The organism is Pseudomonas sp. CFII64, from assembly GCF_000416235.1.
In the GTDB taxonomy this organism is placed as follows: Bacteria; Pseudomonadota; Gammaproteobacteria; order Pseudomonadales; family Pseudomonadaceae; genus Aquipseudomonas.
Genome location: NZ_ATLO01000017.1, coordinates 1 through 25,012, shown reverse-complemented (window position 1 = coordinate 25,012; position 25,012 = coordinate 1). Strand labels below are relative to the sequence as shown.

Genomic DNA, 25,012 nt, shown 5'->3' with positions numbered 1-25,012 from the left:
TCGGTTAGCCTTCTTTTCGCATTGCATAATCTGCAATAGCTGTCAATAAGTCCGGTCTGTTTTTTCGATGCTTCTGTAACTAGTTGTCGCATTGAAGAAATATCGACTTCGAGCCTGTCGTTAAAATGCCGATCACTCGCCCAAGGTTTGCGGGCCCGGATTCCGGCCTCGCCTGTCGGGCGTCACAGTCTTCATCATCTCTCCGCATTTTGGGCTCTCGCTCACTCTGCCATTTGTCGTGTTTACCGACGGAGTCCTAAGAATGAAAAAGCTCATGCTTCTTGGTGCACTGGCGCTGTCTGTGCTGGCGCAGCCAACGTTTGCTGACGAAAAACCGCTGAAAATCGGCATCGAAGCCGCTTACCCGCCGTTTGCCTCCAAGGCTCCGGATGGCAGCATCGTTGGTTTTGACTACGACATCGGCAACGCCCTGTGTGCCGAGATGAAGGTCAAGTGCACCTGGGTCGAGCAGGAATTCGATGGCCTGATCCCGGCACTCAAAGTGCGCAAGATCGACGCGATCCTGTCCTCGATGTCCATCACCGAAGACCGCAAGAAATCCGTGGATTTCACCGGTCGCTACTACAGCACCCAGGCGCGTCTGGTGATGAAGGACGGCACCACGGTCAGCGACAGCCTTGCTGAGCTCAAGGGCAAGAAAATTGGCGTGCAGCGCGGTTCGATCCATGACCGTTTCGCCAAGGAAAAACTTGAGCCGCTGGGCGCCGAGATCAAATCCTACGCTTCGCAGAACGAAATCTACCTGGACATCCAGGCCGGTCGTCTCGATGGCACCGTGGCTGACGCCACCCTGCTGCAGGACGGTTTCCTGAAAACCGACGCAGGCAAAGGCTACGCTTTCGTTGGCCCGGCGTTTACTGACGCTGCGTACTTTGGCGACGGCATCGGTATTGCCGTACGTAAAGGCGACAAGGCCAATCTGGACAAGATCAACGCTGCCATTACTGCCATTCGCGCCAATGGCGAGTACAAGAAAATCCAGGACAAGTACTTCGATTTCGACGTTTACGGCCAATAAGTCGTCCGAAGCTACCCCTTGAAATGGCGCAGGCAACGGTCGTTCTTGCGCCATTTTCACACCCAACCGTGAGGACCGCACATCATGTTGAAAGGCTACGGGGCTGTCATCCTCGAAGGTGCATGGCTGACGCTGCAACTGGCCTTGTCGTCGATGGCGCTGGCCATTGTTCTCGGCCTGATTGGCGTGGCGCTGCGTCTGTCGCCGGTGCGACAACTTGCAGTGTTGGGTGATCTGTACTCCACGGTAATCCGCGGGATTCCCGATCTGGTGCTGATTCTGCTGATTTTCTATGGCGGGCAGAGCGTGCTCAACGCCGTGGCGCCGATGGTCGGCTATGACGACTACATCGAGCTCAGTCCATTGGCTGCGGGGATCGGCACGCTGGGGTTCATCTTCGGCGCCTACCTCTCGGAGACCTTTCGCGGCGCCTTCATGGCGATTCCCAAAGGCCAGTCCGAAGCCGGCATGGCGTACGGGATGAGCCGCTTCAACGTATTTTTCCGGATATTGGTGCCGCAGATGATTCGCCTGGCGATTCCAGGCTTCACCAATAACTGGCTGGTACTGACCAAGGCCACCGCGCTGATTTCCGTGGTTGGTCTGCAGGACATGATGTTCAAGGCCAAGCAGGCGGCCGATGCGACTCGCGAGCCGTTTACCTTTTTTCTGGCCGTGGCCGCGATGTATCTGGTGATCACCAGCGTCTCGCTGCTGATTCTGCGCTTCATCGAAAAACGCTACTCGGTAGGCGTAAGGGCGGCTGACCTATGATCTTCGACTACACCGTCGTCTGGGATAGCCTGCCGATGTATTTCAGCGGCATGCTGATTACCCTCAAGTTGCTGGCGATTTCGCTGTTTTTCGGCCTGCTGGCCGCATTGCCGCTGGGTTTGATGCGCGTCTCGAAAAACCGCTGGATAAATATGCCGGCCTGGCTGTTCACCTACGTGATTCGTGGCACGCCGATGCTGGTGCAGCTGTTTCTCATCTATTACGGGCTGGCGCAATTTGCGGTGGTGCGGGAAAGTTTTCTCTGGCCGCTGCTGTCCAGCGCGACCTTCTGCGCCTGTCTGGCATTTGCCGTGAATACCAGCGCCTATACCGCGGAAATCATCGCCGGCAGCCTGAAAGCCACGCCCGCCGGTGAGATCGAAGCGGCCCGCGCCATGGGCATGTCCAAGGCCATGCTGTATCGACGGATTCTGCTGCCCTCGGCGCTGCGTCGGGCGCTGCCGCAATACAGCAATGAAGTGATCATGATGCTGCAGACCACCAGTCTGGCGTCCATTGTCACGCTGCTCGACATTACCGGCGCGGCCCGCTCGGTCAACGCCCAGTATTATTTGCCGTTCGAGGCGTTCATTACCGCAGGCGTGTTCTACCTGTGCCTGACATTCATTCTGGTGCGACTGTTCAAGCTGGCGGAACACCGCTGGCTGGGCTATCTCGCGCCACGGAAGGCCTGACATGCAAAGAACCGATCATGTATTGCCATGGAGCACCCTTGGCACCGAGCGCCAGTTGAGCGTATTTCGTTTCGGCAGCGGCGAGCGCAAGGCCTACATCCAGGCCAGTCTGCACGCCGACGAACTGCCGGGCATGCGCACTGCCTGGGAGCTGAAAAAACGCCTGCTGGAACTGGAAGAGCAGGGCGCGCTCAAGGGCGTCATCGAGCTTGTGCCGGTGGCCAATCCAATCGGCCTCGGCCAATTGTTGCAAGGCGCACACCAAGGACGTTTTGAGTTCGGCAGCGGCAAGAATTTCAACCGGGACTTCGCTGAATTGAGCGAACCGGTGGCCGAGTTGCTTGAAGGCCAGTTGGGCGACGATCCCCACAGCAATGTGCAGTTGATCCGGCAAGCCATGACCACCGCCCTGGAAAACCTGCCTGCGCCGCAGAGCGAATTGCTCGGTTTGCAGCGCTTGTTGCTCAGTCATGCCTGCACGGCCGATGTGGTGCTGGATCTGCATTGCGACGCCGACGCCGCGCTTCACCTCTATGCCTTGCCGCAGCACTGGCCGCAATGGCGTTCCCTGACCGCGCATCTGGACGTTCGGGTCGCGTTGCTGGCCGAGGATTCGGGCGGCAGTTCGTTCGATGAGGCCTGTTCGTTGCCATGGTTGCGTCTGTCGCGGATTTATCCGGACGCGCAGATTCCCCTGGCGTGTCTGGCGACCACTATCGAATTGGGCGGTCAGGCGGACACGGGCAAACCCGAAGCCGAGGCGCATGCCGCAGGCATCCTCGCGTTTCTGGCCGAACAGGGCTTTATCAGCGGCGAATGGCCGCAACCGGCCCATGAGGCGTGTGAAGGCATGCCGTTCGAAGGCACCGAATTGTTGTTTGCGCCGCATCCCGGCGTGGTGACGTTCCTGCGTTCGGCGGGCGACCGGGTTGAAGTCGGCGATCCGCTGTTCGAAGTCATCGATCCGCTGTCCGATCAGGTCAGCACGGTCTGCACCAATACTGCCGGCGTGTTGTTCGCCATCGAACGGCTGCGTTACGCACAACCGGGTTTCTGGCTGGCCAAAGTGGCGGGGCGCACGGCGCGTCGTCATGGCCGTCTGCTCAACGACTGACTGTTTTGTGAGAACCGAAAGCATGAACAAACTGGAAGTCCAGGATCTGCATAAACGCTATGGCAGCCACGAGGTGCTCAAGGGTGTATCCCTGACCGCCAAGGCCGGAGATGTGATCAGCATCATCGGCTCCAGTGGTTCTGGCAAAAGCACCTTCTTGCGCTGCATCAACCTGCTGGAACAGCCCCACGCCGGCAAAATCCTGCTCAACAATGAAGAGCTGAAACTGGTCGCCAATAAAGACGGCAGCCTCAAGGCCGCGGACCCTAAACAGTTGCAGCGCATGCGCTCGCGGTTGTCCATGGTGTTCCAGCATTTCAATCTGTGGTCGCACATGACCGCGATGGAAAACATCATCGAAGCGCCGATCCATGTGCTGGGCCTCTCGAAAAAAGAAGCGCTGGAAAAGGCCGAGCATTATCTGGCCAAGGTCGGCGTCGCGCATCGCAAGGACGCGTATCCGGGGCATATGTCCGGTGGCGAACAGCAGCGGGTGGCGATTGCCCGGGCGCTGGCCATGGAGCCGGAAGTCATGCTGTTCGACGAACCCACTTCAGCCCTCGATCCGGAACTGGTCGGCGATGTGCTCAAAGTCATGCAGGCGCTGGCGCTGGAAGGCCGGACCATGGTGGTAGTGACTCACGAAATGGGTTTTGCCCGGGAAGTCTCCAATCAATTGATCTTCCTGCACAAAGGCATGGTCGAGGAGTGCGGCGATCCACGGGAAGTGCTGGTCAACCCGCAATCCGAGCGCCTGCAGCAATTTCTGTCCGGTAGTCTCAAGTAACCAATGGCATCGTTTTCGCGATGCCTTTAGCAACAGAACAGGTCATGCTGCGCGCCAGACTGACCGTCAGGATTCAAAGTGAGCCGTTTCCCGTGCTCTAACCTTGCAGGCTGTTCATTCAGTTTGTTCAACAGCGATACGTTCCGGACTGCACGCCATGACTGCCCATCGAATCGGTTTTCTCATCTGGCCCAGCACCAAAGCCTTGACTCTGGCGCTGGCCGAGGAAGCCTTGCGTGTGGCGCAGCGCGTCCATCCCGAAGTGCTTTATGAGTTGACCTTCCTGCAAGCGGAAGCACCGACCGAAAGCGCCTGGCAATTGCCCGGCGAGCCCTGGGTCGGGCGCCTCGACGGCCTGCAAAAGCTGTTTCTGCTGGCCGACGAGCCGCCGGCGCCGATGCCCCAGGCGCTGAGCAGCGCGGTCAAGCAATTGGTGCGTTCCGGCTGCGTCATCGGCGGTTTTTCGGCCGGGGTTTATCCGCTGGCGCAGTTGGGTTTGCTGGATGGTTATCGCGCTGCGGTGCACTGGCGCTGGCAGGATGATTTCAGCGAGCGCTTTCCCAAAGTCATTGCCACCAGCCACTTGTTCGACTGGGATCGCGACCGCCTGACTGCGTGTGGCGGCATGTCGGTGCTTGATTTGCTGCTGGCGGTATTGGCCCGTGATCACGGTGCCGAGCTGGCCGGTGCGGTTTCCGAAGAACTGGTGGTCGAGCGCATTCGTGAAGGCGGCGAGCGCCAGCGCATCCCGTTACAGAATCGTCTGGGTTCCAGCCATCCCAAGCTGACCCAGGCCGTGCTGCTGATGGAAGCCAATATCGAAGAGCCGCTGACCACCGATGAAATCGCCCAGCATGTGTGCGTCTCGCGCCGCCAGCTGGAGCGCATTTTCAAGCAGTACCTGAATCGGGTTCCGAGCCAGTATTACCTGGAGCTGCGCCTCAACAAGGCGCGGCAGATGCTGATGCAGACCAGCAAGTCGATCATCCAGATCGGCCTGTCCTGCGGTTTTTCCTCCGGGCCGCATTTTTCCAGCGCCTACCGCAACTTCTTCGGCGCCACGCCCCGGGAAGATCGCAACCAGCGCCGCAGCAGCAGCCCGTTCGAATTGTCCTCGGTGCCTGCCGAGCGCGGTTGAAGCGCCGCAGGCTCAAATCTGTAGGACCGGCTTCAGCCGGGAGGGCGCGATTTATTGCGAAACACATGCGGTGAATGTGGCTACGTCCTCCCGGCTGAAGCCGGTCCTACAGCCGGTCCTACAGACCCGACGCAGAAATCGAATCATCTGTATCTGCAATTACACGGGGTCAACGTTTAAACTGCGCCTTTGCGAACCTATATGTCGCATTGCCGAAAGCCACCGAATTTCTCGGTTTTGTGCTGTAACAAGTTGTCGCCTGGCGACAAGGCCGAATGGAAATCAGTCCTTACAATCCCCCCATCGCTCGCCAGTTTCAGGCAGGCGTTCCTCTTCAGGAGACTCCGATGTCCGTTGAGCAAGCTGCGGTGAACCGCGCCGACTTTGACCAGGTAATGGTCCCCAATTACGCTCCCGCCGGCTTTATTCCCGTGCGCGGCGCAGGTTCCCGAGTCTGGGATCAATCGGGCCGCGAACTGGTCGATTTCTCCGGCGGGATCGCCGTCAACGTATTGGGCCACTGCCATCCGGCGCTGGTCGGTGCCTTGACCGAGCAGGGCAATCAGCTGTGGCACGTTTCCAACGTGTTCACCAACGAGCCGGCACTACGCCTGGCGAAAAAACTGGTGGACGCCACCTTCGCCGAGCGCGTGTTCTTCTGTAACTCCGGTGCCGAAGCCAACGAAGCCGCCTTCAAGCTGGCGCGTCGGGTCTCCCACGATTTGTATGGCCCGGAAAAATACGAAATCGTCGCCGCCCTCAACAGCTTCCACGGTCGTACGCTGTTCACGGTCAGTGTCGGTGGTCAGGCCAAGTATTCCGATGGTTTCGGTCCGAAGATCACTGGCATCAGCCATATTCCGTACAACGACCTGGACGCATTGAAAGCCGCTGTTACCGACAAGACCTGCGCAGTGGTTCTGGAGCCGATCCAGGGTGAAGGCGGCGTGATGCCGGCTGACCTGGAATTCCTGCAAGGCGCCCGTCAGCTGTGCGACGAGCACAATGCGCTGCTGGTTTTCGACGAAGTGCAGAGCGGCATGGGCCGTAGCGGTCACCTGTTTGCGTACATGCATTACGGCGTGATCCCGGACATTCTTTCCAGCGCCAAGAGCCTCGGCGGCGGTTTCCCGATGGCGGCCATGCTGACCACGGAAAAGCTCGCCAAGCACCTCTCGGTCGGCGTCCACGGCACGACCTATGGTGGCAACCCGCTGGCCTGCGCGGTCGGCAACGCGGTAATGGATGTTGTCCATACTCAGGAAGTGCGCGACGGCGTCAAAGCTAGGCACGAGAAATTCAAGGCGCGTCTTGAGCAGATCGGCGAGAAATACGGCGTGTTCAGTCAAGTGCGCGGCCTGGGTCTGTTGATCGGTTGCGTGTTGACCGACGCATGGAAGGGCAAGGCCAAGGACTTCTTCAATGCCGCCGAGCATGAAGGCGTCATGGTGCTGCAGGCCGGTCCCGATGTGATGCGTTTCGCGCCAAGCCTGGTGATTGAAGATGCCGACATCGATGAAGGCCTGGACCGCTTCGAGCGTGCCGTCGCGAAACTGACGCAAGCCTGATAACGGCTGCTGCAGCGCAACACTCTCGACGCTCGCCATTGAGCGGGCGTCGGGCATTTTCCAGTGCCGTGTGGACTACGATTCACAGGGCGCTTTTTTTCTGTGCCGGAAGTGTCCGGCCGTTATTTCTGGTAAGGAGTGGCACCATGCTCGTGATGCGCCCCGCGCAAATGGCTGATCTGGCCGAGGTCCAACGCCTCGCCGCCGACAGCCCGATCGGTGTCACGTCCCTGCCCGACGATGCTGGCCGTCTCAGCGACAAGATCAGCGCTTCAGAAGCGTCGTTCTCGGCCGAAGTCAGCTTCAATGGCGAGGAAAGCTACTTCTTCGTCCTCGAAGACAGCGAAACCGGACGTCTGGTTGGCTGCTCGGGCATCGTCGCCTCGGCGGGCTATTCCGAACCTTTCTACAGCTTTCGCAACGAGACCTTTGTTCACGCTTCCCGGGAACTGAAGATCCACAACAAGATTCACGTGCTTTCCCAATGCCATGACCTGACTGGCAACAGCCTGCTGACCAGCTTCTACGTGGTCCCGGAACTGGTGGGCAGCGCATGGTCGGAGCTCAATTCCCGTGGCCGCCTGTTGTTCGTCGCCAGCCATCCGGAGCGCTTTGCCGATTCCGTGGTCACCGAGATCGTTGGTTACAGCGATGAAAACGGCGATTCGCCGTTCTGGGATGCTATCGGCCGTAATTTTTTCGACCTGAATTACGCTGCTGCCGAGCGCCTGTGTGGCCTGAAAAGCCGGACGTTCCTCGCCGAATTGATGCCGCACTATCCGATCTACGTGCCGCTGCTGCCGGACGCCGCCCAGGAAGCCATGGGCCAGGTGCATCCGCGAGCGCAAATCACCTTCGACATCCTGATGCGCGAAGGCTTCGAGACCGACCATTACATCGACATCTTCGACGGCGGGCCAACCCTGCATGCGCGAGTCTCGGGGATTCGCTCCATTGCCCAGAGCCGACTGGTTCCGGTCAAAGTCGACCAGAGCAAGTCCGCCGACGCGGGCACTGGCGGCCGGTTGTATCTGGTAGCTAACGGCCTGTTGCAGGATTACCGCGCCGTCTTGCTGGAACTGGACTGGGCGCCCGGCAAACCGGTGTTGTTGAGTCTGGAAGCCGCCGATGCCCTAGGCGTCGGTGAAGGCGCCAGCGTGCGCATCGTGGCGGTCTGAGACAGCCGATTGATTCTGGATTGCAGGTTTAGCGAGTTTCGCGGGCTCCTTCGAGGAATCCGCGCTGAGGAGATAGCATGATCGTTCGTCCCGTAAGCAGCAGTGACCTGCCGGCGTTGATCGAGTTGGCGCGTAGCACAGGCGCTGGCCTGACGACTTTGCCTGCCAACGAAGAACGCCTGGCGCATCGGGTCGGCTGGGCGGAAAAAACCTTCCGTGGCGAAGCCGAGCGTGGCGATGCCGATTACCTGTTCGTGCTCGAAGATGACGACGGGCAAGTTGTCGGGATTTCGGCGATTGCCGGTGCGGTCGGCCTGCGCGAGCCCTGGTACAACTATCGGGTCGGCCTTACTGTCAGCGCTTCTCAGGAACTGAACATCTATCGGGAAATTCCGACCTTGTTCCTGGCCAATGACCTCACCGGTAACTCTGAGCTGTGTTCGCTGTTTCTGCGCAGTGACTCGCGCACCGGCCTCAATGGTCGCTTGCTGGCCAAGGCGCGCATGCTGTTCATCGCCGAATTCCCGCAGTTGTTCGGCAAAAAGATCATTGCCGAAATGCGTGGCATGTCCGACGAAGAAGGTCACTCGCCGTTCTGGGAGAGCCTGGGTCGGCACTTTTTCAAGATGGAGTTCAGCCAGGCCGATTACCTGACCGGCGTGGGCAACAAGGCTTTCATCGCCGAATTGATGCCCAAGTTCCCGCTTTACACCTGCTTTCTCTCTGAAGACGCGCGCAACATTATTGGCCGCGTCCACGCCGATACCGAACCGGCGCTGGCCATGCTCAAGAGCGAAGGCTTCAGCTATCAGGGTTACGTCGATATTTTCGATGCGGGTCCCGCCATTGAGTGCGAGACCGCGAAGATCCGCGCCGTACGCGACAGCCAGGCGCTGGTGCTGGCCATCGGCACGCCGGGTGACGACGCGACGCCATTTCTTATCCACAACCGCAAACGTGAAGGCTGCCGAATCACCGCGGCTGCAGCGCGTCTGGCTGCTGGCACATTGGTGGTCGACCCGATGACGGCCAAGCGCCTGCGCCTCAGTGCGGGTGATCAGGTTCGCGCCGTGCCGTTGTCCGCAGCCCGGGAGGCAATCTGATGAGCACACTGTATATCGCTGGCGCCTGGCAGGCCGGGCAGGGCGAAGCATTCGAATCTCTCAATCCGGTGACCCAGCAAGTCTTGTGGTCCGGACAAGGCGCGTCGGCCGCGCAGGTAGACGTCGCAGTGCGCGCAGCGCGTCAGGCGTTTCCAGCCTGGGCCAGCCGTTCGCTGGACGAGCGCATCAGCGTGCTGGAAGCGTTCGCCGCCAGCCTGAAAAACAACGCCGACGCCCTGGCCCGGTGCATTGGCGAAGAAACCGGCAAGCCGCTTTGGGAATCCGCAACCGAAGTGACCAGCATGGTCAACAAGATCGCGATTTCCGTGCAGAGCTACCGTGAGCGGACCGGTAAGAAGAGCGGCCCGCTGGGCGACGCCACGGCCGTGCTGCGCCACAAACCCCACGGCGTGGTCGCGGTGTTCGGGCCTTACAATTTTCCTGGGCATCTGCCCAACGGCCATATCGTTCCGGCCTTGCTGGCGGGCAACAGCGTGCTGTTCAAACCCAGCGAACTGACGCCGAAAGTCGCCGAGCTGACCGTCAAATGCTGGATCGACGCCGGCTTGCCTGCGGGCGTGCTGAATCTGCTGCAAGGCGGCCGTGAAACCGGTATCGCGCTGGCAGCCAACTGCGGCATCGACGGTTTGTTCTTCACCGGTTCCAGCCGCACCGGCAACGCGCTGCATCAACAATTCGCCGGACGCCCGGACAAGATTCTGGCCCTGGAAATGGGCGGCAATAACCCGCTGGTGGTGGATCAGGTCGCTGATGTCGAAGCAGCGGTGTACACCGTTATCCAGTCGGCATTCATTTCGGCCGGCCAGCGCTGCACCTGCGCCCGTCGTTTGCTGGTGCCGCAAGGCAAGTGGGGCGATGCCTTCATCGAGCGCCTGGTTGAAGTCACGCGCACGATTGAAGTCGGTGCCTTCGACCAACAGCCTGCGCCGTTCATGGGTTCGGTAATTTCCCTGCATGCCGCCCAGGCCTTGTTGGCCGCGCAAGAACAACTGCTGGCCAATGGCGCGGTAGCGCTGCTGGAAATGACCCAACCGCAGACTTCGGCAGCCTTGCTGACACCGGGCATTCTCGAAGTCACTGAAGTCAGCGATCGCCTTGATGAAGAGCTGTTCGGGCCACTGCTGCAAGTCAGTCGCTACACTGATTTCGACGCGGCCATTGCCGAAGCCAACGACACCGAATATGGATTGGCCGCAGGCCTGTTGTCCGATTCGGAAAGCCGTTACCGGCAGTTCTGGCTGCAAAGCCGGGCGGGCATCGTCAACTGGAACAAACAATTGACCGGCGCAGCGAGCAGTGCGCCATTCGGCGGCGTCGGCGCCTCGGGTAATCATCGTGCCAGCGCCTATTACGCGGCCGATTATTGCGCCTATCCGGTGGCTTCGCTGGAAAGCAGCAGCCTGACCTTGCCTGCAACCCTGACGCCGGGCGTGCGGCTTTCCTGATGTGCCGACCTGACGCCTATAGAAATAGATCCACGGAGCCGTGCCGATGAAATCGTACGAAGTCAATTTTGACGGCCTGGTAGGGCCGACCCACAACTACGGTGGACTGTCCTACGGCAACGTCGCGTCCCAGAGCAACAGCCAGCAGTCCTCGAACCCGCGTGAAGCGGCGTTGCAGGGCCTGGCGAAAATGAAAGCGCTGATGGAAATGGGTTTTACCCAAGGCGTACTGGCCCCGCAGGAACGCCCGGATGTTGCCGGCCTGCGCAAGCTGGGTTTCAGCGGCAGCGATGCGCAAGTGATCGAGCAAGCCGCGAAGCAGGCCATGCCCTTGCTGGTCGCCAGCTGCTCCGCTTCGAGCATGTGGGTCGCCAACGCTGCAACGGTCAGCCCGAGCGCCGACACGGCCGATGGTCGCGTGCATTTCACGGCCGCCAACCTCAACTGCAAATATCACCGCAGCATTGAACACCCGACGACGAGTCGTGTACTCGGGGCGATGTTCGCCAATCAGCAACACTTTGCCCATCACGCCGCCTTGCCTGCGGTAGCTCAGTTTGGCGATGAAGGCGCAGCCAACCATACCCGTCTGTGCCGTGATTACGGTGAAGCCGGGGTCGAGTTCTTTGTGTTTGGCCGCAGCGCGTTCGATACCCGCTATCCCGCGCCGCAGAAGTATCCGGCCCGACAAACACTGGAAGCCTCGCAAGCCGTGGCGCGTCTGCATGGTCTGAGCGACAGCGGAGTCGTCTATGGCCAACAGAATCCGTCGGTCATCGATCAAGGTGTGTTCCACAACGATGTGATCGCGGTCGGCAATGGCGAAGTGCTGTTCTATCACGAGGATGCGTTCATCCACACCGAGAGCATGCTCGCCGAACTGCAGGAAAAACTGGCCGCTTGCGGTGGCCAGCTGCGTGCGATTTGTGTGCCCCGCGCCGAAGTGACGGTCGAAGACGCAGTGCGCTCGTACCTGTTCAACAGTCAGCTGCTGTCCCGTGCTGACGGCTCAATGCTGCTGATCGTGCCGGAAGAGTGTCGTGGCAACGAGCGGGTCTGGCGCTATTTGCAGGGCCTGATTGCCGGTGCGAACCCGGTGGCTGAAGTGAAAGTCTTCGATCTCAAGCAAAGTATGCAAAACGGCGGCGGTCCGGCATGCCTGCGTTTGCGCGTTGCGCTCAACGAAACCGAGCTGGCGGCGGTCAACCCAGGGGTTATCATGACGGCGCCGCTGTACGCCACGCTGACGGAGTGGGTCGATAAGCATTATCGCGATCGCATGCGCGAAACCGATCTGGCCGATCCGCAACTGTTGCTTGAATGTCGTGCGGCACTGGATGAATTGACCCAGATCCTTAAACTGGGCTCGGTCTATCCTTTCCAACGTGTTTGATCCCGAGGCGCGTCTGATGCAAGACGTCGGGCGCCGGATTTTTCCTCTCTATAGAGAATTCGATTATGAGCGACACCCTGCAGTTGATCCTTGAAGACACCGATGGCACCCAGCTGGAAACTTCCTGCACCCGCGTCGCTGTCATGTGGCAGGGCAAGGAATTGTGGATCCAGCATGATGGCCGCGGCCAGTTGCTGATCGGCGTTGACGTCGAAGAAGGCGATGCCGAATACGCCAACCTGTTGCTGCGTCCATTGGCCACCAATCTGGTCAGCCTGCAACTGGAAATGGAGCCAGCGGAAGTTGGCGACGACGAAGAGCACGTCCACGGTCCGGACTGCAATCACGATCACTAAGGAACACCGCCAATGCTCGCCCTCGGCAAACTGCTTGAACTGACCCTGGCTGGACGTGAACCAGCGGAAAAGACTCAAACGACTGTCGGCGGCGTGCGTTTGCGCTGGCTGAGCGAAGGGGCGCTGGAAGTTCGGCCGCCGCAGGACCGGGATAACGGCACAGACCTGCTGTTATCCGCCGGTATCCATGGCAACGAAACCGCGCCCATTGAGCTGCTGGACGAACTGATCCACAGCATTGCGCGCAACGAACTCAAGCCACGCGCCCGAATTCTTTTCCTGTTTGGCAACCCCGAAGCGATTCGTCGCGGCGAGCGTTACGTCGAACAGGACGTCAACCGGCTGTTCAACGGCCGTCACGAACTCAGTGGTGGCCCGGAAGCGCTGCGTGCCTGCGAGCTGGAGCGGCTGGCCGATACGTTTTTCAGCCTGCCGGACCGCTATCGCCTGCATTACGACCTGCACACCGCGATCCGAGGCTCGAAGATCGAGCAGTTCGCGCTGTACCCCTGGAAAGAAGGTCGCCAGCATTCCCGCCGTGAGCTGGCGCGGCTGCGCGCAGCGGGCATGGACGCGGTGCTGTTGCAGAACAAGCCTTCCATCGTGTTCAGCTCTTATACCTACGACAAGCTCGGTGCTGAGTCTTTCACGCTGGAACTGGGCAAAGCCCGGCCATTCGGGCAGAACCAGCAGGTCAACATCAGGCCTTTGCACACAAGGCTGGTGCAGATCATCGATGGCAGCGAAACCGAGGATGAAGAAAGCCTGGACGGTTTGCAGCTGTTCAGCGTGGCCCGGGAAATCATCAAGCACAGCGATGCGTTCCGGCTGCACTTGCCGGTCGACGTGGAAAACTTTTCCGAACTGGAGAAAGGCTATGTGCTGGCTGAAGATCTGGCCGATTCACGCTGGATCGTCGAGGAGCAGGGCGCGCGCATCATCTTCCCCAATCCCAAGGTCAAGAACGGCCTGAGGGCGGGCATATTGATCGTGCCGACGACGGCTGATGGGTTGGGCATGTAGGCGCTTCGTCGGCGCTCCGTTGGAGTCAGGCTTGCCGGCGAATCGGCTGTACGAGGCGTAGGAGCGACTTTAGTCGCGAAGGCGTCAGGTACCCTCCCGGCTAAAGCCGGTCCTACGGAGTTTCCGCTATTTAGCCTGCGGCCTTCTGCAAGGTCAGGCCACGGCGCAGGTCGCGCAGTTTGTTCACGGTATCCGCGCAGGTTTTCGCCGCTTCCTGGCCTTTGTGCAGGAAATGCTCGAAGAAGAACTTCTGATGTTCTTCACCCGCATGGAAGTGATGCGGCGTCAGTACCACCGAAAATACCGGTACTTCGGTTTCCAGCTGCACTTGCATCAAGGCGCTGACCACCGATTGAGCGACGAAGTCATGGCGGTAGATGCCGCCGTCAACCACCAGCGCGGCACCGACGATGCCCGCATAGCGACCGCTATTGGCCAGAACCTTGGCATGCAGAGGAATTTCAAACGCACCGCCGACTTCGAAGAAATCGATATCGGCTTCGGTGTAGCCATGAGTGGCCATTTCAGCGACAAAGCCAATGCGGCTCTGGTCGACAATATCTTTGTGCCAGCAGGCCTGAATAAACGCGATACGTTCGTTCGAATGGTTTTTGCTTTTGCTGTCGATAGCGGTGGGTTGCATGTGTTCTGTCTCCTGTTTGTGAAAAAAACAGGGCGCTTTGGATCGAAAGGGATTCAAGGGGTACGAACACACTTCGCCAGAACGATTGAGTTCATGGCATTGCTGTACGGACGGTCCTGTGCTGCCAATCCCGTTCTCTCTTCATCCGGACTATGACCGTCGGCCCCGGAATCCAACCGGGTCTGCTGACCTTGCACCGCTTTGGCAGTGCAAGCGCTCGCGGGCTAAACGCATTGCGCGTCATTACCGCCGGTGGGGAATCGCACCCCGCCCTGAGAACGTTTTGCCGACAGCAATAATTTGTCGGCGGGCAGTTTTTATCACAGTTTCTGAAATATGCATAAACGCTTTAGTCGGGTAGTGCTGCGTTTTTCTTATAACGAATTGATGCATTGGCGCTGCGCCGCCTTGATTATCTCGCTCGATGGCCTTAGTAATACCTTGTTTCAAACCCGAATTCGTTCCCAAGGAGCTTCACGTGACGGTCATCGATCTGCGCAGCGACACAGTTACTCAGCCAACCACCGGTATGCTGGCCGCGATGGCGCAAGCACCGTTGGGTGACGATGTGTATGGCGAAGATCCAAGCGTCAACATTCTGGAAGCGCGGCTTGCCGAAGAGCTGGATTTCGCCGCCGCTTTGTTCGTGCCTTCCGGCACCATGAGCAATCTGCTGGGATTGATGGCGCATTGCGAGCGTGGCGACGAGTACATCGTGGGTCAACAAGCTCACACTTATAAGTATGAAGGCGGCGGCGCTGCGGTTCTGGGCTCCATCCAGCCTCAGCCGCTTGAAGTTCAGGCCGATGGCTCGCTGGATCTGGGGCAGGTGCTGGCGACTATCAAGCCGGACGACTTTCACTTTGCCCGCACGCGTTTGCTGGCTCTGGAAAACACCATGCAAGGCAAAGTGCTGTCGCTGGCTTATCTGGCAGCCGCCCGCAAGCTGACGCAGGAACAGGGCCTTGCGCTGCATCTCGATGGCGCGCGTCTTTACAACGCAGCGGTCAAGCTGGGCGTTGGTGCGCGGGAAATCACCCAGCATTTCGATTCGGTGTCGGTGTGTCTGTCCAAAGGCCTCGGCGCGCCCGTCGGCTCGGTGCTGTGCGGCTCGCGGGAATTGATCGGCAAGGCGCGGCGCCTGCGCAAGATGGTCGGTGGCGGCATGCGTCAGGCGGGAATGCTCGCAGCGGCAGGGATGTATGCGCTGGATAATCAGGTCGAGCGTCTGGCGGACGATCATGCCAATGCCGGGTTGCTGGCCCGGGGGCTGGCTGATCTGGGGTATCAGGTGGAGCCGGTGCAGACCAATATGGTCTATGTGCAGATTGATAATCGGTCCGAGTCGCTGAAGACGTTCTGCGCCGAGCGTGGCATCCGGCTGAGCGCCGCACCGCGCCTGCGCATGGTCACGCACCTGAATGTTTCCCGTAGCCAGATCGAACAAGTCATCGCCACGTTCGCCGAGTTTTCTCGTACTTGAGGTGCCGATAGTCCAGTAGCTTGTTTCTATCGAACAAACACGCTGTACCGACGACGCAACGCCTATATAATGCGGCCCTTTGCCGTCGCTACGTCAATTGACGTTTTGCACTTGCCTCTGGCCGCAGTCTCCGTGGAAGAACCTATGAAAAGCGCAGAAATCCGTGAAGCCTTCCTGGGCTTCTTCGAAGAGCAGGGCCACACACGTGTTGCCTCCAGCTCTTTGATCCCGGGCAATGACCCAACCCTGCTGTTCACCAACGCGGGTATGAACCAGTTCAAGGATTGCTTCCTGGGCCAGGAAAAACGGGCCTATACCCGTGCCGTAAGCAGCCAGAAGTGCGTGCGCGCCGGTGGTAAGCACAACGACCTGGACAACGTCGGTTATACCGCGCGTCACCACACTTTTTTCGAAATGCTCGGCAACTTCAGTTTTGGCGATTATTTCAAGCGTGACGCCATCACCTACGCCTGGACGTTCCTGACCTCGGACAAATGGCTGAACCTGCCCAAGGAAAAACTCTGGGTCACGGTCTATGCCACCGATGATGAAGCCTACGATATCTGGACCAAGGAAATCGGCGTGCCTGCCGAGCGCATGGTCCGTATCGGCGACAACAAGGGCGCGCCATACGCCTCGGACAACTTCTGGACCATGGGTGATACCGGCCCGTGCGGCCCATGCACCGAGATTTTCTTTGACCACGGCGCCGACATCTGGGGTGGCCCGCCAGGCTCGCCGGAAGAAGACGGCGACCGTTACATCGAAATCTGGAACAACGTGTTCATGCAGTTCAACCGCACCGCCGATGGCGTGTTGCACCCGTTGCCAGCGCCGTCGGTGGATACCGGCATGGGCCTGGAACGAGTCAGCGCCGTTTTGCAGCACGTGAACTCGAACTACGAGATCGACCTGTTCCAGAGCCTGCTGACCGCTGCGGCCAAGGCCATCGGCTGCACCAATGACAACCAGGCTTCGCTGAAAGTCGTGGCTGACCACATTCGTTCCTGCAGTTTCCTGATCGCCGATGGCGTGCTGCCGTCCAGCGAAGGTCGCGGCTACGTGTTGCGCCGCATCATTCGTCGCGCCTGCCGTCACGGCAACAAGCTGGGCGCCAAGGGCAGCTTCTTCTATCAGATCGTTGCCGCGCTGGTTGCCGAGATGGGTACTGCCTTCCCGGAACTGACCCAGCAGCAGGCGCACATTGAACGCGTGCTCAAAGCGGAAGAGGAGCAATTCGCCAAGACCCTCGAACAGGGCCTGAAAATCCTCGAACAGGATCTGACTGAGCTCAAAGGCACCGTGGTTCCCGGTGACGTGGTGTTCAAGCTCTACGACACCTACGGTTTTCCGATGGACCTGACCGGCGACATCGCTCGCGAACGCAACCTGACCCTCGATGAGGAAGGTTTCGAGCGCGAGATGGATGCCCAGCGCGTGCGCGCCCGTTCGGCCAGTTCGTTCGGCATGGACTACAACAGTCTGGTCAAGGTTGACGTCGCGACTAACTTCATCGGCTACAAAGCCACCCGCAGTGATGCCAACGTTGTTGCCCTTTATAAGGACGGCAAGGCGGTTGATCAGTTGGGCGAAGGTGAAGAGGGCGTTGTGATCCTTGATACCACGCCTTTTTATGCCGAATCCGGTGGTCAGATCGGCGATTGCGGTTTCATTCAGGCGGGCGACGTGCGTTTCGACGTGCGTGACACCACCAAGACCGGTGGCGCGTTCCTGCATCACGGCGTGGTGGCGGCTGGCAGCCTGAAGGTCGGCGTAGCGGTGAATGCTGAAGTGGAGGCCGACGTTCGCCATGCCACGTCGCTGAACCACTCGGCGACGCACTTGCTGCACGCTGCATTGCGTCAGGTGCTCGGCGAGCATGTGACCCAGAAGGGTTCCCTGGTCAACAGTCAGCGTCTGCGCTTCGACTTCAGTCACTTTGAAGCGATCAAGCCGGAGCAACTCAAAGCCCTGGAGGAAATCGTCAACGAGCAGGTGCGCAAGAACACCGCTGTGGAGACGATTGAAACCGATATCGAAACCGCCAAACAGAAAGGCGCCATGGCGCTGTTCGGCGAGAAATACGGCGATAGCGTGCGGGTTCTGAGCATGGGCGGTGATTTCTCCGTCGAGCTGTGCGGTGGCATTCACGCCGAACGCACCGGCGACATTGCTGTGTTCAAGATCGTCAGCGAAGGCGGTGTTGCTGCCGGCATACGGCGTATCGAGGCAGTAACCGGCGCTGCGGCCCTGGCCTACCTTAATTCGGCCGAAGATCAACTCAAGGAAGCCGCGACCCTGATCAAGGGCAATCGCGACAACCTGCTGGACAAGCTTGCGGCTGTGCTGGAGCGCAATCGTCTGCTGGAAAAACAGCTGGAACAATTGCAGGCCAAGGCAGCCAGCGCTGCGGGTGACGATCTGTCGTCTGCCGCACTGGACGTCAAAGGCGTGAAAGTACTGGCCGTGCGCCTGGACGGTCAGGATGGCAAGGCGCTGCTGGCGCTTGTCGATCAGTTGAAGAACAAGCTCGGCCGCGCAGTGATCCTGCTCGGCGGTGTTCATGAAGACAAGGTCGTACTGGTTGCAGGCGTGACCAAGGACCTGACTGGCCAACTCAAAGCCGGTGATTTGATGAAGCAAGCGGCCGCTGCCGTGGGTGGTAAAGGTGGCGGTCGTCCTGATATGGCTCAAGGCGGCGGCGTCGATGCGAGCGCGCTGGATGCAGCGCTGGCGCTGACGGTTCCTTTTGTCGAGCAGGGTATTTAAGTCGACCTTCCAGGCCTGTTGCTCGGCAGCAGGCCTTGGCGCTTGGGTTTGAACGTTTAATGGGCGCCCTTAATGGGCTGAGGCGGCTTTGAGATGGCTTTAATCGTACAAAAATTTGGAGGCACCTCGGTAGGCTCCGTTGAGCGCATCGAGCAGGTCGCTGACAAAGTCAAAAAATTCCGCGAAGCAGGCGATGACCTGGTCGTGGTGCTGTCGGCCATGAGCGGTGAGACCAATCGTCTTATTGAACTGGCCAGGCAGATCAGTGATCAGCCGGTTCCTCGTGAACTGGATGTGATCGTTTCCACAGGCGAACAGGTCACCATCGCGTTGCTGGCCATGGCCTTGATCAAGCGTGGCGTGCCAGCGGTTTCCTATACCGGTAATCAGGTTCGTATCCTGACGGACAGCGCGCACAACAAGGCGCGTATCCTGCAGATAGACGATCAGAAAATTCGCGCTGACCTGAAGGCCGGTCGTGTGGTGGTCGTCGCCGGTTTCCAGGGCGTCGATGAGAACGGCAATATCACGACCCTGGGTCGTGGCGGCTCGGACACCACTGGCGTGGCGCTGGCCGCAGCGCTCAAGGCTGATGAGTGCCAGATCTATACCGACGTCGATGGCGTCTATACCACTGACCCGCGAGTGGTGTCGCAAGCTCAACGCCTGGACAAGATCACCTTCGAAGAGATGCTGGAAATGGCCAGCCTCGGTTCCAAGGTGCTGCAAATCCGCGCTGTCGAGTTTGCCGGCAAGTACAACGTTCCGCTGCGCGTATTGCACAGCTTCAAGGAGGGGCCGGGCACCCTCATTACCATTGATGAAGAGGAATCCATGGAACAGCCGATCATTTCCGGCATCGCTTTCAATCGCGATGAAGCCAAGCTGACCATCCGTGGTGTGCCAGACACGCCAGGCGTGGCCTTCAAGATTCTCGGGCCGATCAGTGGCGCGAATATCGAAGTCGATATGATCGTGCAGAACGTGGCGCACGATAACACCACCGATTTCACCTTCACCGTTCACCGCAATGACTACCAGGCGGCCCTGCAGGTGCTTGAAACCACCGCCAGCGAAATTGGCGCGCGTGAGGTTTCGGGCGACACCAAGATTGCCAAGGTGTCGATTGTCGGCGTCGGTATGCGTTCGCACGCCGGAGTCGCCAGTCGCATGTTCGAAGCGTTGGCGAAAGAGAGCATCAACATCCAGATGATCTCGACGTCGGAAATCAAGGTTTCCGTCGTGATCGAAGAGAAGTATCTGGAGTTGGCAGTACGTGCCCTCCACACTGCGTTTGAGCTGGATGCGCCCCGACAGGGTGAGTGAAGCATGGTCAAAAGGCGCGGTTTGACCGCGCCTTTTGTTTTATTGATGGCGCAAAGCCTGTTCTTTTCTTTGCGCTGGTCAATACTCAGACTGCACCAGCTTGAACGCCGATGCGGCCTGCCGGTTCTGACGACTGTTGTCCCTGAATGTAATGCGTGAGGAGAAAGGTATGCTGATTCTGACTCGTCGATGCGCAGAGAGCCTGATCATTGGTGATGGCGAAATTACCGTGACCGTGCTCGGCGTCAAAGGTAATCAGGTGCGAATTGGTGTCAACGCGCCCAAGGAAGTCGCTGTTCACCGTGAAGAGATTTACCTGCGTATCAAGAAAGAGAAGGACCAGGAACCAAGCCATTAATTTTTATTGAATTTTTGGTTTGCAAACGGGGAAAAGGGTGGTTATTATACGCCCCGTGTTGCGGAGAGCTGGCCGAGTGGCCGAAGGCGCTCCCCTGCTAAGGGAGTACACCTCAAAAGGGTGTCGGGGGTTCGAATCCCCCGTTCTCCGCCATTATTTGCGTAGTACGTTGTTTCTGGCTTCATCTGTAAGTGTTTGAATTTACTAGATAAAGTGCTTGACCAGAAGATTCAACGGCCTATAATGCGCGGCAACAAATGCACTCGTAGCTCAGCTGGATAGAGTACTCGGCTACGAACCGAGCGGTCACAGGTTCGAATCCTGTCGAGTGCACCATTTAAAGGTTGTTTGCAGTAATGCAGATAACTTGCTTCAAGCCAGCGGTGGTCTGGTTTATCAAACGCCAATGCACTCGTAGCTCAGCTGGATAGAGTACTCGGCTACGAACCGAGCGGTCACAGGTTCGAATCCTGTCGAGTGCACCAAACACCAAAAAGCCCGCATCTCGATGCGGGCTTTTTGCCGTCTAGCGTTTGCCTTTTACGCAGCCCATCTCATCAAATGTGACCTGGCTGCTGCGGCCCTTCTTTTCGTTGTAGACGTAGCGAGTCTCTCCATTTCGGCTCACAACCTTGTCTGGCCTGCCCAGCAAGCTTTCGACGTCACGCCTGGTCATTCCCGCTGGAGTCTGCTGATTGATAATTGCCCGGCGCCGCTGTTCAGCGCTCAAGCGATTGTCGCAGTCGTCGTCGCGCTGTCCTACGACCGTCAGTTGTTTTTCCTGGCGGGCTGTGGCGGTCTGTCGGCGGGATAGTGGGTCGCGCGGCGGGAGTAGTGCTGTATTGCTCTTGCTTCCCGGCGAAGCGTTGAAGGCGTTTTGTAATTGCATGTCGTGATCGCTTGGGCAGCCTAGCGATGTGTAGGTGACGTTGCCGGCAGGATCTTCGCAGCGCTGCACGATGGTCGCGTGCAGGGATAGCGGTAGGCAGAGCAGGGCGCTGCATAGCATCTGGCGGGTTTGGATGGTCATACGGCGTCCTCCGTGACGAGTCTGGCCCCAAGGCTAGCCAAACGCAGCTCGGGTGACGAGCGTGTTTTCTTGGCCGGATGTTGCGTCGCGGTTGTATTGACTCGCGCATTGTTTAAGTTTGTGTTGCAAGCACTTGTTCCAGGCTGAATTTTGTAGCGTGCAGCGCGCTCAGGCGGTGTATGATTGCGCGCGTCAGCCCCGCCGGGGCTTGTGGAATCCCTCCATGGACTTACCCAGTAGCTATTCAACAGTTTTTTTCAACAATCATGCATTAACTGATTGATCTCCTGGCGTGCTCCGCTGCTGGGAGTGGAGTTCGCCTATGACCCAAATTGAAGTAAAAAAGACGCAGGAAAGTCTGCAGGATCGTCTGGCTCAAGTCATCGAGCTCTTGCAGCGCCAGCGTATCGTTGAAGATCTGACTCACCGCCAGGAAGGTCAGAATCAAGACCGCGTAGAAAATCTCGTTCACCGGCAGAACCTCGTCGAGTTGCAACGCAAGCTCGATGACCTTCACTCCGCCGACGTCGCCTATATTCTTGAAGCCCTGCCACTTGAAGATCGTCTGACGGTCTGGCAACTGGTCAAGGCTGAGCGAGACGGCGACATCCTCCTCGAAGTTTCCGATTCCGTCAGGGAAACGCTGATCGCCGATATGGACGATCACGAGTTGTTGGCTGCGGCCAAGGAAATGGATGCCGACGAACTCGCCGACCTTGCTCCCGAACTGCCTCGCGATGTTGTCCATGAGCTTATGGAGGCCCTGGATAGCCAGCAGCGTGAGCGCGTGCGTTCGGCCTTGTCCTATGATGAAGAGCAAGTCGGCGCCCTGATGGACTTCGAGATGGTGACCATCCGAGAGGATGTCAGTCTCGAAGTCGTGTTGCGTTATCTGCGTCGCCTCAAAGAGCTGCCGGGCCACACGGACAAGCTGTTCGTGGTTGATTACGACGGTGTGCTCAAGGGCGTGCTGCCTATCAAGCGTCTGTTGGTCAATGACCCTGAAAAGCAGGTATCCGAGGTCATGGCTAACGATCCGGTGAGTTTTCACCCGGACGGCGATGCCTACGAGGCTGCGCAGGCCTTTGAGCGATACGACTTGATTTCATCGCCGGTGGTGGACAAGAACGGCAAGCTGATCGGCCGTTTGACCATCGACGAAATGGTTGACCTCATTCGTGAAGAAAGCGAAACCGAAGTCCTGAACATGGCGGGTCTGCGCGAGGAGGAAGATATCTTCGCCTCCGTCTGGAAGTCGTTGCGTAACCGCTGGGCCTGGCTGGCAGTCAATCTGGTAACTGCTTTCATTGCGTCCCGGGTAATCGGCTTGTTCGAGGGTTCGATTGAAAAGCTGGTGGCGCTGGCTGCATTGATGCCTATTGTTGCGGGGATTGGCGGAAACTCCGGCAATCAGACGATCACCATGATTGTGCGGGCGATGGCGCTGGACCAGGTCAGTACCGGTAATACGTCGCGTCTACTGCGCAAGGAGTTGGTCGTAGGTTTGATCAACGGCGTAGTCTGGGGGGGTGTAATCGGTATCGTCGCTTACATGCTATATGGCAGCTGGTCATTGGGCGTGGTCATGACGGCTGCGATGACCCTGAACCTTCTTCTGGCTGCGCTGATGGGTGTCACGATCCCCATGACTCTGGCTCGTCTGGGGCGCGACCCGGCAATGGGGGCCAGTGTGATGATTACAGCCATGACCGATAGCGGCGGTTTCTTTATTTTCCTGGGGCTGGCAACAATCTTCCTGCTTTGATCTGCACGCGGCGGTTTTTTTTGTCTTGAAAATACGTCTTACAGGCAATAAAGAGAAAGACTACAACAATAAAGCTAGCGCTGAGCCGGATGGTTTTTGTTGATCTTGCTGTCAGGCTTCGTTATCTGCAGCAAGTTCAGTGTCATGGGCAATCAAGGAAACAAGGGCATTCTGTTGGCGGTGTGAAAGTTGCCGAAAGCGCTGCAGCAATTCGCGTTCATGCAGGGACAGCTCAGGGCTATCAAGGCGCAGGCTTGGCTCATCGCCCAGCGCACCTTCCTGAATCAAGCTTTGTTCGAGACGAGCAATGATCTCGGAGTTCATGCTGCGATGGTGATTTTTGGCTACCTCTTGCACACGATTCCGCATGCCGTCTGGTAGGCGTACAACGAACTTGTCAGCCGTACGGCTGGAATAAGTAGCCTGTTTCATAGGGCTCATATATTTAACCGGTTAGTTCAGGGGAGAGCGGTTCTAGCAAGTCGCCGCAAGATGTCATTCTCTGACAGTCAATTTGGCAAAATGTTCAATCCGGATTGTCTTAAGAGGTCGCAATCATGCCTCAATCCGCCGGATCCTTGGCGTCAATTCTGTGACAAATGTTGACCTACATAAAGGCGATTTGCCAGCACCGATTGTCAGAATTGCGAGCGGCTCTGCAAAAACTGAAACTGCCGCCCATCTGTCTGGCATCCGTCGTCCGTGGCTGCCAATTGCCATGATGGCTATCTGTCTTCAGCTTAGAGGCAATTGCAGTAAATACTAATGCGGGCCGACGGACGACAGAAATCTTCCGCAAGTGCAGGTAGGTCAGAGATAAGTGTCGCTGGGGAGGGGGGAGGCTGGAGGGGTTCGGGGTAGGTGCAGCGCCTGATATAGGACCCAGAAGTGTCTAGCGCAGCACTGGATCAAATTTGAAGCGTCGGCCCATCATTAAGGCGACTATAAATGCGCAGAACGAAACTCCGCCCGCGATTCTTGCGGCATAGCTGAGGACGTCGTTGTTGGCCGGGAGCAATAGGTCGATGCTGATCAGCATGAGCGTTAGGGTGATGAACAGCGCGGCGGGTTTTGACATGGTAAATCTCATTGGGTGCAGTTCTTAGAAAATCCAGCGTGGGCTGCTTTGAGTCGTTTGAGCTGACGTGTCGCTTTCGTTGGCGACCATCGCTGATTCGTGCCGCGGCTCAGCCATGATTGCCAATTGAGGTGCTTGGCGCAGCAGATGATGCGGCTGGGGTTGAATGGCCACTGACTGGCTCTGCGAGCCGTCGTCCTGGAAATGAAAAGTCACCAATGCGACCAGGGCTGCAGCGTTCAACACTGATAGCGCGATGTTCATTTTCGTGTACCTCCAACGGAACTTTCTTAAGGGGCTGTTCTCCACTATCCTAGATAGTGCATTCCGCATGCCAATAAATTTTGTCATGAAAATCCTTTAAAATCAGTGGCTTATAAAGTTTTTTAGATCGAGCTAGATTGCGTTTTGCAATGATGGCCTTTTGCGGTAGTGCAAAATGCATGATGGTTATTTCGCGGTCATGGATGCGGGGTATCTCCTACAGGGTCTGCAGGCAATCACGACATGACAAATTCAGGCTGTGCCGTTAACATGCTCGCCGTTCCGCTGGCACTGCAACTAGACCGGCGATTGTGTCTCAGTAGCTCAATTGGATAGAGCATCCCCCTCCTAAGGGGAAGGTTGGCAGTTCGAACCTGCCCTGGGACACCATATAGATAGCTTTATCAGGTTCGACGTCATCAGAGGGCGCTCTCACCGCATTCAGTCCAGCAAAGGCCCCGCACTCCATGAGTCGGGGCCTTTGTGTTTTGGAGCCGGGATGGGGCTCTATATTGACGGTCTCTCTGGATCCTCTTGGGCTCGGCTTTTAACTGCCTATAGATAGCTCCATCCGCGTGTTTTGAAGCTGCGGAAATAATCTGGCATGGGTGGTTGACGGTACAGATTAATCCTGTAGAATTCGCCTCCCGCTAACGAGCAAC

23 protein-coding genes, 4 tRNA genes and 1 riboswitch are annotated in these 25,012 nt (G+C 58.2%); of the genes, 22 read left to right on the top strand and 5 right to left on the bottom strand.

Going from position 1 to position 25,012, the window contains the following annotated elements; all coding sequences use genetic code 11:
* Window positions 1–262: 262 nt before the first annotated feature.
* From CFII64_RS09355 to astE, 13 genes are all read left to right on the top strand, one after another.
* A complete protein-coding gene (locus CFII64_RS09355) occupies window positions 263–1,039 on the top strand; it encodes an ABC transporter substrate-binding protein (protein ID WP_020290539.1) in 777 nt (258 codons plus the stop codon).
* 84 nt (window positions 1,040–1,123) lie between these two features.
* Window positions 1,124–1,813: an ABC transporter permease gene (locus CFII64_RS09350; RefSeq protein WP_020290538.1), complete on the top strand. Its 690-nt coding sequence runs from the start codon at window positions 1,124–1,126 to the stop codon at window positions 1,811–1,813.
* Complete coding sequence (locus CFII64_RS09345) at window positions 1,810–2,508, top strand: ABC transporter permease (protein WP_020290537.1); 699 nt, start codon at window positions 1,810–1,812, stop codon at window positions 2,506–2,508. The genes CFII64_RS09350 and CFII64_RS09345 overlap by 4 nt, the downstream gene beginning before the upstream one ends.
* A gap of 1 nt (window position 2,509) precedes the next feature.
* Window positions 2,510–3,622, top strand: coding sequence for a succinylglutamate desuccinylase/aspartoacylase family protein (locus CFII64_RS09340; RefSeq protein ID WP_020290536.1), 1,113 nt, complete (start codon window positions 2,510–2,512; stop codon window positions 3,620–3,622).
* A gap of 22 nt (window positions 3,623–3,644) precedes the next feature.
* Entirely contained in the window at window positions 3,645–4,409 is a 765-nt protein-coding gene (locus CFII64_RS09335) for an ABC transporter ATP-binding protein (RefSeq protein ID WP_020290535.1), read from the top strand.
* Window positions 4,410–4,566: 157 nt separating this feature from the next.
* Window positions 4,567–5,547, top strand: coding sequence for a transcriptional regulator ArgR (gene argR / locus CFII64_RS09330; RefSeq protein WP_020290534.1), 981 nt, complete (start codon window positions 4,567–4,569; stop codon window positions 5,545–5,547).
* A gap of 347 nt (window positions 5,548–5,894) precedes the next feature.
* Window positions 5,895–7,115, top strand: a complete 1,221-nt coding sequence (locus CFII64_RS09325; protein ID WP_020290533.1) for an aspartate aminotransferase family protein — start codon at window positions 5,895–5,897, stop codon at window positions 7,113–7,115.
* Window positions 7,116–7,261: 146 nt separating this feature from the next.
* Window positions 7,262–8,293: an arginine/ornithine succinyltransferase subunit alpha gene (gene aruF, locus CFII64_RS09320; RefSeq protein WP_020290532.1), complete on the top strand. Its 1,032-nt coding sequence runs from the start codon at window positions 7,262–7,264 to the stop codon at window positions 8,291–8,293.
* Window positions 8,294–8,370: 77 nt separating this feature from the next.
* Entirely contained in the window at window positions 8,371–9,396 is a 1,026-nt protein-coding gene (gene astA, locus CFII64_RS09315; RefSeq protein WP_020290531.1) for an arginine N-succinyltransferase, read from the top strand.
* Window positions 9,393–10,862, top strand: a complete 1,470-nt coding sequence (gene astD / locus CFII64_RS09310; protein ID WP_177325408.1) for a succinylglutamate-semialdehyde dehydrogenase — start codon at window positions 9,393–9,395, stop codon at window positions 10,860–10,862. The genes astA and astD overlap by 4 nt, the downstream gene beginning before the upstream one ends.
* A 46-nt stretch (window positions 10,863–10,908) precedes the next feature.
* The gene (gene astB, locus CFII64_RS09305) at window positions 10,909–12,255 is read left to right on the top strand and encodes an N-succinylarginine dihydrolase (RefSeq protein ID WP_020290529.1); all 1,347 of its coding nucleotides are present in this window, start codon (window positions 10,909–10,911) and stop codon (window positions 12,253–12,255) included.
* A 65-nt stretch (window positions 12,256–12,320) separates the two neighbouring features.
* Entirely contained in the window at window positions 12,321–12,611 is a 291-nt protein-coding gene (locus CFII64_RS09300) for a hypothetical protein (protein WP_020290528.1), read from the top strand.
* A 12-nt stretch (window positions 12,612–12,623) separates the two neighbouring features.
* The gene (gene astE, locus CFII64_RS09295; RefSeq protein ID WP_020290527.1) at window positions 12,624–13,634 is read left to right on the top strand and encodes a succinylglutamate desuccinylase; all 1,011 of its coding nucleotides are present in this window, start codon (window positions 12,624–12,626) and stop codon (window positions 13,632–13,634) included.
* A gap of 130 nt (window positions 13,635–13,764) precedes the next feature.
* On the opposite strand, the gene CFII64_RS09290 is transcribed toward astE, so the two are convergent.
* Window positions 13,765–14,277 (bottom strand): 6,7-dimethyl-8-ribityllumazine synthase, encoded by a 513-nt coding sequence (locus CFII64_RS09290; RefSeq protein WP_020290526.1) that lies wholly within the window; start codon window positions 14,275–14,277, stop codon window positions 13,765–13,767.
* 128 nt (window positions 14,278–14,405) lie between these two features.
* A riboswitch (FMN riboswitch) is annotated at window positions 14,406–14,561 on the bottom strand.
* A 194-nt stretch (window positions 14,562–14,755) separates the two neighbouring features.
* Here CFII64_RS09290 and ltaE point away from each other — a divergent pair.
* The 7 genes from ltaE to CFII64_RS09255 all read left to right on the top strand — a co-directional run bounded on the left by ltaE (window position 14,756) and on the right by CFII64_RS09255 (window position 20,698).
* Entirely contained in the window at window positions 14,756–15,760 is a 1,005-nt protein-coding gene (gene ltaE, locus CFII64_RS09285) for a low-specificity L-threonine aldolase (protein WP_020290525.1), read from the top strand.
* Between the two features lie 144 nt (window positions 15,761–15,904).
* A complete protein-coding gene (gene alaS / locus CFII64_RS09280) occupies window positions 15,905–18,529 on the top strand; it encodes an alanine--tRNA ligase (protein WP_020290524.1) in 2,625 nt (874 codons plus the stop codon).
* Window positions 18,530–18,622: 93 nt separating this feature from the next.
* Window positions 18,623–19,855 (top strand): aspartate kinase, encoded by a 1,233-nt coding sequence (locus tag CFII64_RS09275; RefSeq protein ID WP_020290523.1) that lies wholly within the window; start codon window positions 18,623–18,625, stop codon window positions 19,853–19,855.
* 169 nt (window positions 19,856–20,024) lie between these two features.
* Window positions 20,025–20,213: a carbon storage regulator CsrA gene (csrA, locus tag CFII64_RS09270; protein WP_020290522.1), complete on the top strand. Its 189-nt coding sequence runs from the start codon at window positions 20,025–20,027 to the stop codon at window positions 20,211–20,213.
* 62 nt (window positions 20,214–20,275) lie between these two features.
* A tRNA-Ser gene (locus CFII64_RS09265) sits at window positions 20,276–20,366 on the top strand.
* Window positions 20,367–20,472: 106 nt separating this feature from the next.
* Window positions 20,473–20,549 (top strand) — tRNA-Arg (locus tag CFII64_RS09260).
* Window positions 20,550–20,621: 72 nt separating this feature from the next.
* Window positions 20,622–20,698, top strand: a tRNA-Arg gene (locus CFII64_RS09255).
* A gap of 41 nt (window positions 20,699–20,739) precedes the next feature.
* Here CFII64_RS09255 and bamE read toward each other — a convergent pair.
* Window positions 20,740–21,243, bottom strand: coding sequence for an outer membrane protein assembly factor BamE (gene bamE / locus CFII64_RS09250; RefSeq protein ID WP_020290521.1), 504 nt, complete (start codon window positions 21,241–21,243; stop codon window positions 20,740–20,742).
* Between the two features lie 322 nt (window positions 21,244–21,565).
* Here bamE and mgtE point away from each other — a divergent pair, with 322 nt between their 5' ends.
* The gene (mgtE, locus tag CFII64_RS09245; RefSeq protein WP_020290520.1) at window positions 21,566–23,008 is read left to right on the top strand and encodes a magnesium transporter; all 1,443 of its coding nucleotides are present in this window, start codon (window positions 21,566–21,568) and stop codon (window positions 23,006–23,008) included.
* 111 nt (window positions 23,009–23,119) lie between these two features.
* On the opposite strand, the gene CFII64_RS09240 is transcribed toward mgtE, so the two are convergent.
* From CFII64_RS09240 to CFII64_RS09230, 3 genes are all read right to left on the bottom strand, one after another.
* Window positions 23,120–23,449, bottom strand: coding sequence for an Arc family DNA-binding protein (locus CFII64_RS09240; protein ID WP_020290519.1), 330 nt, complete (start codon window positions 23,447–23,449; stop codon window positions 23,120–23,122).
* Between the two features lie 451 nt (window positions 23,450–23,900).
* Window positions 23,901–24,086, bottom strand: coding sequence for a PA3371 family protein (locus CFII64_RS09235; RefSeq protein ID WP_020290518.1), 186 nt, complete (start codon window positions 24,084–24,086; stop codon window positions 23,901–23,903).
* A gap of 24 nt (window positions 24,087–24,110) precedes the next feature.
* Entirely contained in the window at window positions 24,111–24,437 is a 327-nt protein-coding gene (locus CFII64_RS09230) for a hypothetical protein (RefSeq protein ID WP_256208051.1), read from the bottom strand.
* Between the two features lie 226 nt (window positions 24,438–24,663).
* On the opposite strand from CFII64_RS09230, the gene CFII64_RS09225 reads away from it, so the two are divergent.
* A tRNA-Arg gene (locus CFII64_RS09225) sits at window positions 24,664–24,740 on the top strand.
* Window positions 24,741–25,012: the final 272 nt, after the last annotated feature.

Excerpts from the sequence above, each read along its gene's own strand:
- CFII64_RS09355 (WP_020290539.1), top strand. The coding sequence starts at position 263 with ATGAAAAAGCTCATGCTTCTTGGTGCACTGGCGCTGTCTGTGCTGGCG.
- CFII64_RS09350 (WP_020290538.1), top strand. The coding sequence starts at position 1,124 with ATGTTGAAAGGCTACGGGGCTGTCATCCTCGAAGGTGCATGGCTGACG.
- CFII64_RS09345 (WP_020290537.1), top strand. The coding sequence starts at position 1,810 with ATGATCTTCGACTACACCGTCGTCTGGGATAGCCTGCCGATGTATTTC.
- CFII64_RS09340 (WP_020290536.1), top strand. The coding sequence starts at position 2,510 with ATGCAAAGAACCGATCATGTATTGCCATGGAGCACCCTTGGCACCGAG.
- CFII64_RS09335 (WP_020290535.1), top strand. The coding sequence starts at position 3,645 with ATGAACAAACTGGAAGTCCAGGATCTGCATAAACGCTATGGCAGCCAC.
- argR (WP_020290534.1), top strand. The coding sequence starts at position 4,567 with ATGACTGCCCATCGAATCGGTTTTCTCATCTGGCCCAGCACCAAAGCC.
- CFII64_RS09325 (WP_020290533.1), top strand. The coding sequence starts at position 5,895 with ATGTCCGTTGAGCAAGCTGCGGTGAACCGCGCCGACTTTGACCAGGTA.
- aruF (WP_020290532.1), top strand. The coding sequence starts at position 7,262 with ATGCTCGTGATGCGCCCCGCGCAAATGGCTGATCTGGCCGAGGTCCAA.
- astA (WP_020290531.1), top strand. The coding sequence starts at position 8,371 with ATGATCGTTCGTCCCGTAAGCAGCAGTGACCTGCCGGCGTTGATCGAG.
- astB (WP_020290529.1), top strand. The coding sequence starts at position 10,909 with ATGAAATCGTACGAAGTCAATTTTGACGGCCTGGTAGGGCCGACCCAC.
- CFII64_RS09300 (WP_020290528.1), top strand. The coding sequence starts at position 12,321 with ATGAGCGACACCCTGCAGTTGATCCTTGAAGACACCGATGGCACCCAG.
- astE (WP_020290527.1), top strand. The coding sequence starts at position 12,624 with ATGCTCGCCCTCGGCAAACTGCTTGAACTGACCCTGGCTGGACGTGAA.
- CFII64_RS09290 (WP_020290526.1), bottom strand. The coding sequence starts at position 14,277 with ATGCAACCCACCGCTATCGACAGCAAAAGCAAAAACCATTCGAACGAA.
- alaS (WP_020290524.1), top strand. The coding sequence starts at position 15,905 with ATGAAAAGCGCAGAAATCCGTGAAGCCTTCCTGGGCTTCTTCGAAGAG.
- CFII64_RS09275 (WP_020290523.1), top strand. The coding sequence starts at position 18,623 with ATGGCTTTAATCGTACAAAAATTTGGAGGCACCTCGGTAGGCTCCGTT.
- csrA (WP_020290522.1), top strand. The coding sequence starts at position 20,025 with ATGCTGATTCTGACTCGTCGATGCGCAGAGAGCCTGATCATTGGTGAT.
- bamE (WP_020290521.1), bottom strand. The coding sequence starts at position 21,243 with ATGACCATCCAAACCCGCCAGATGCTATGCAGCGCCCTGCTCTGCCTA.
- mgtE (WP_020290520.1), top strand. The coding sequence starts at position 21,566 with ATGACCCAAATTGAAGTAAAAAAGACGCAGGAAAGTCTGCAGGATCGT.
- CFII64_RS09240 (WP_020290519.1), bottom strand. The coding sequence starts at position 23,449 with ATGAGCCCTATGAAACAGGCTACTTATTCCAGCCGTACGGCTGACAAG.
- CFII64_RS09235 (WP_020290518.1), bottom strand. The coding sequence starts at position 24,086 with ATGTCAAAACCCGCCGCGCTGTTCATCACCCTAACGCTCATGCTGATC.
- CFII64_RS09230 (WP_256208051.1), bottom strand. The coding sequence starts at position 24,437 with ATGACAAAATTTATTGGCATGCGGAATGCACTATCTAGGATAGTGGAG.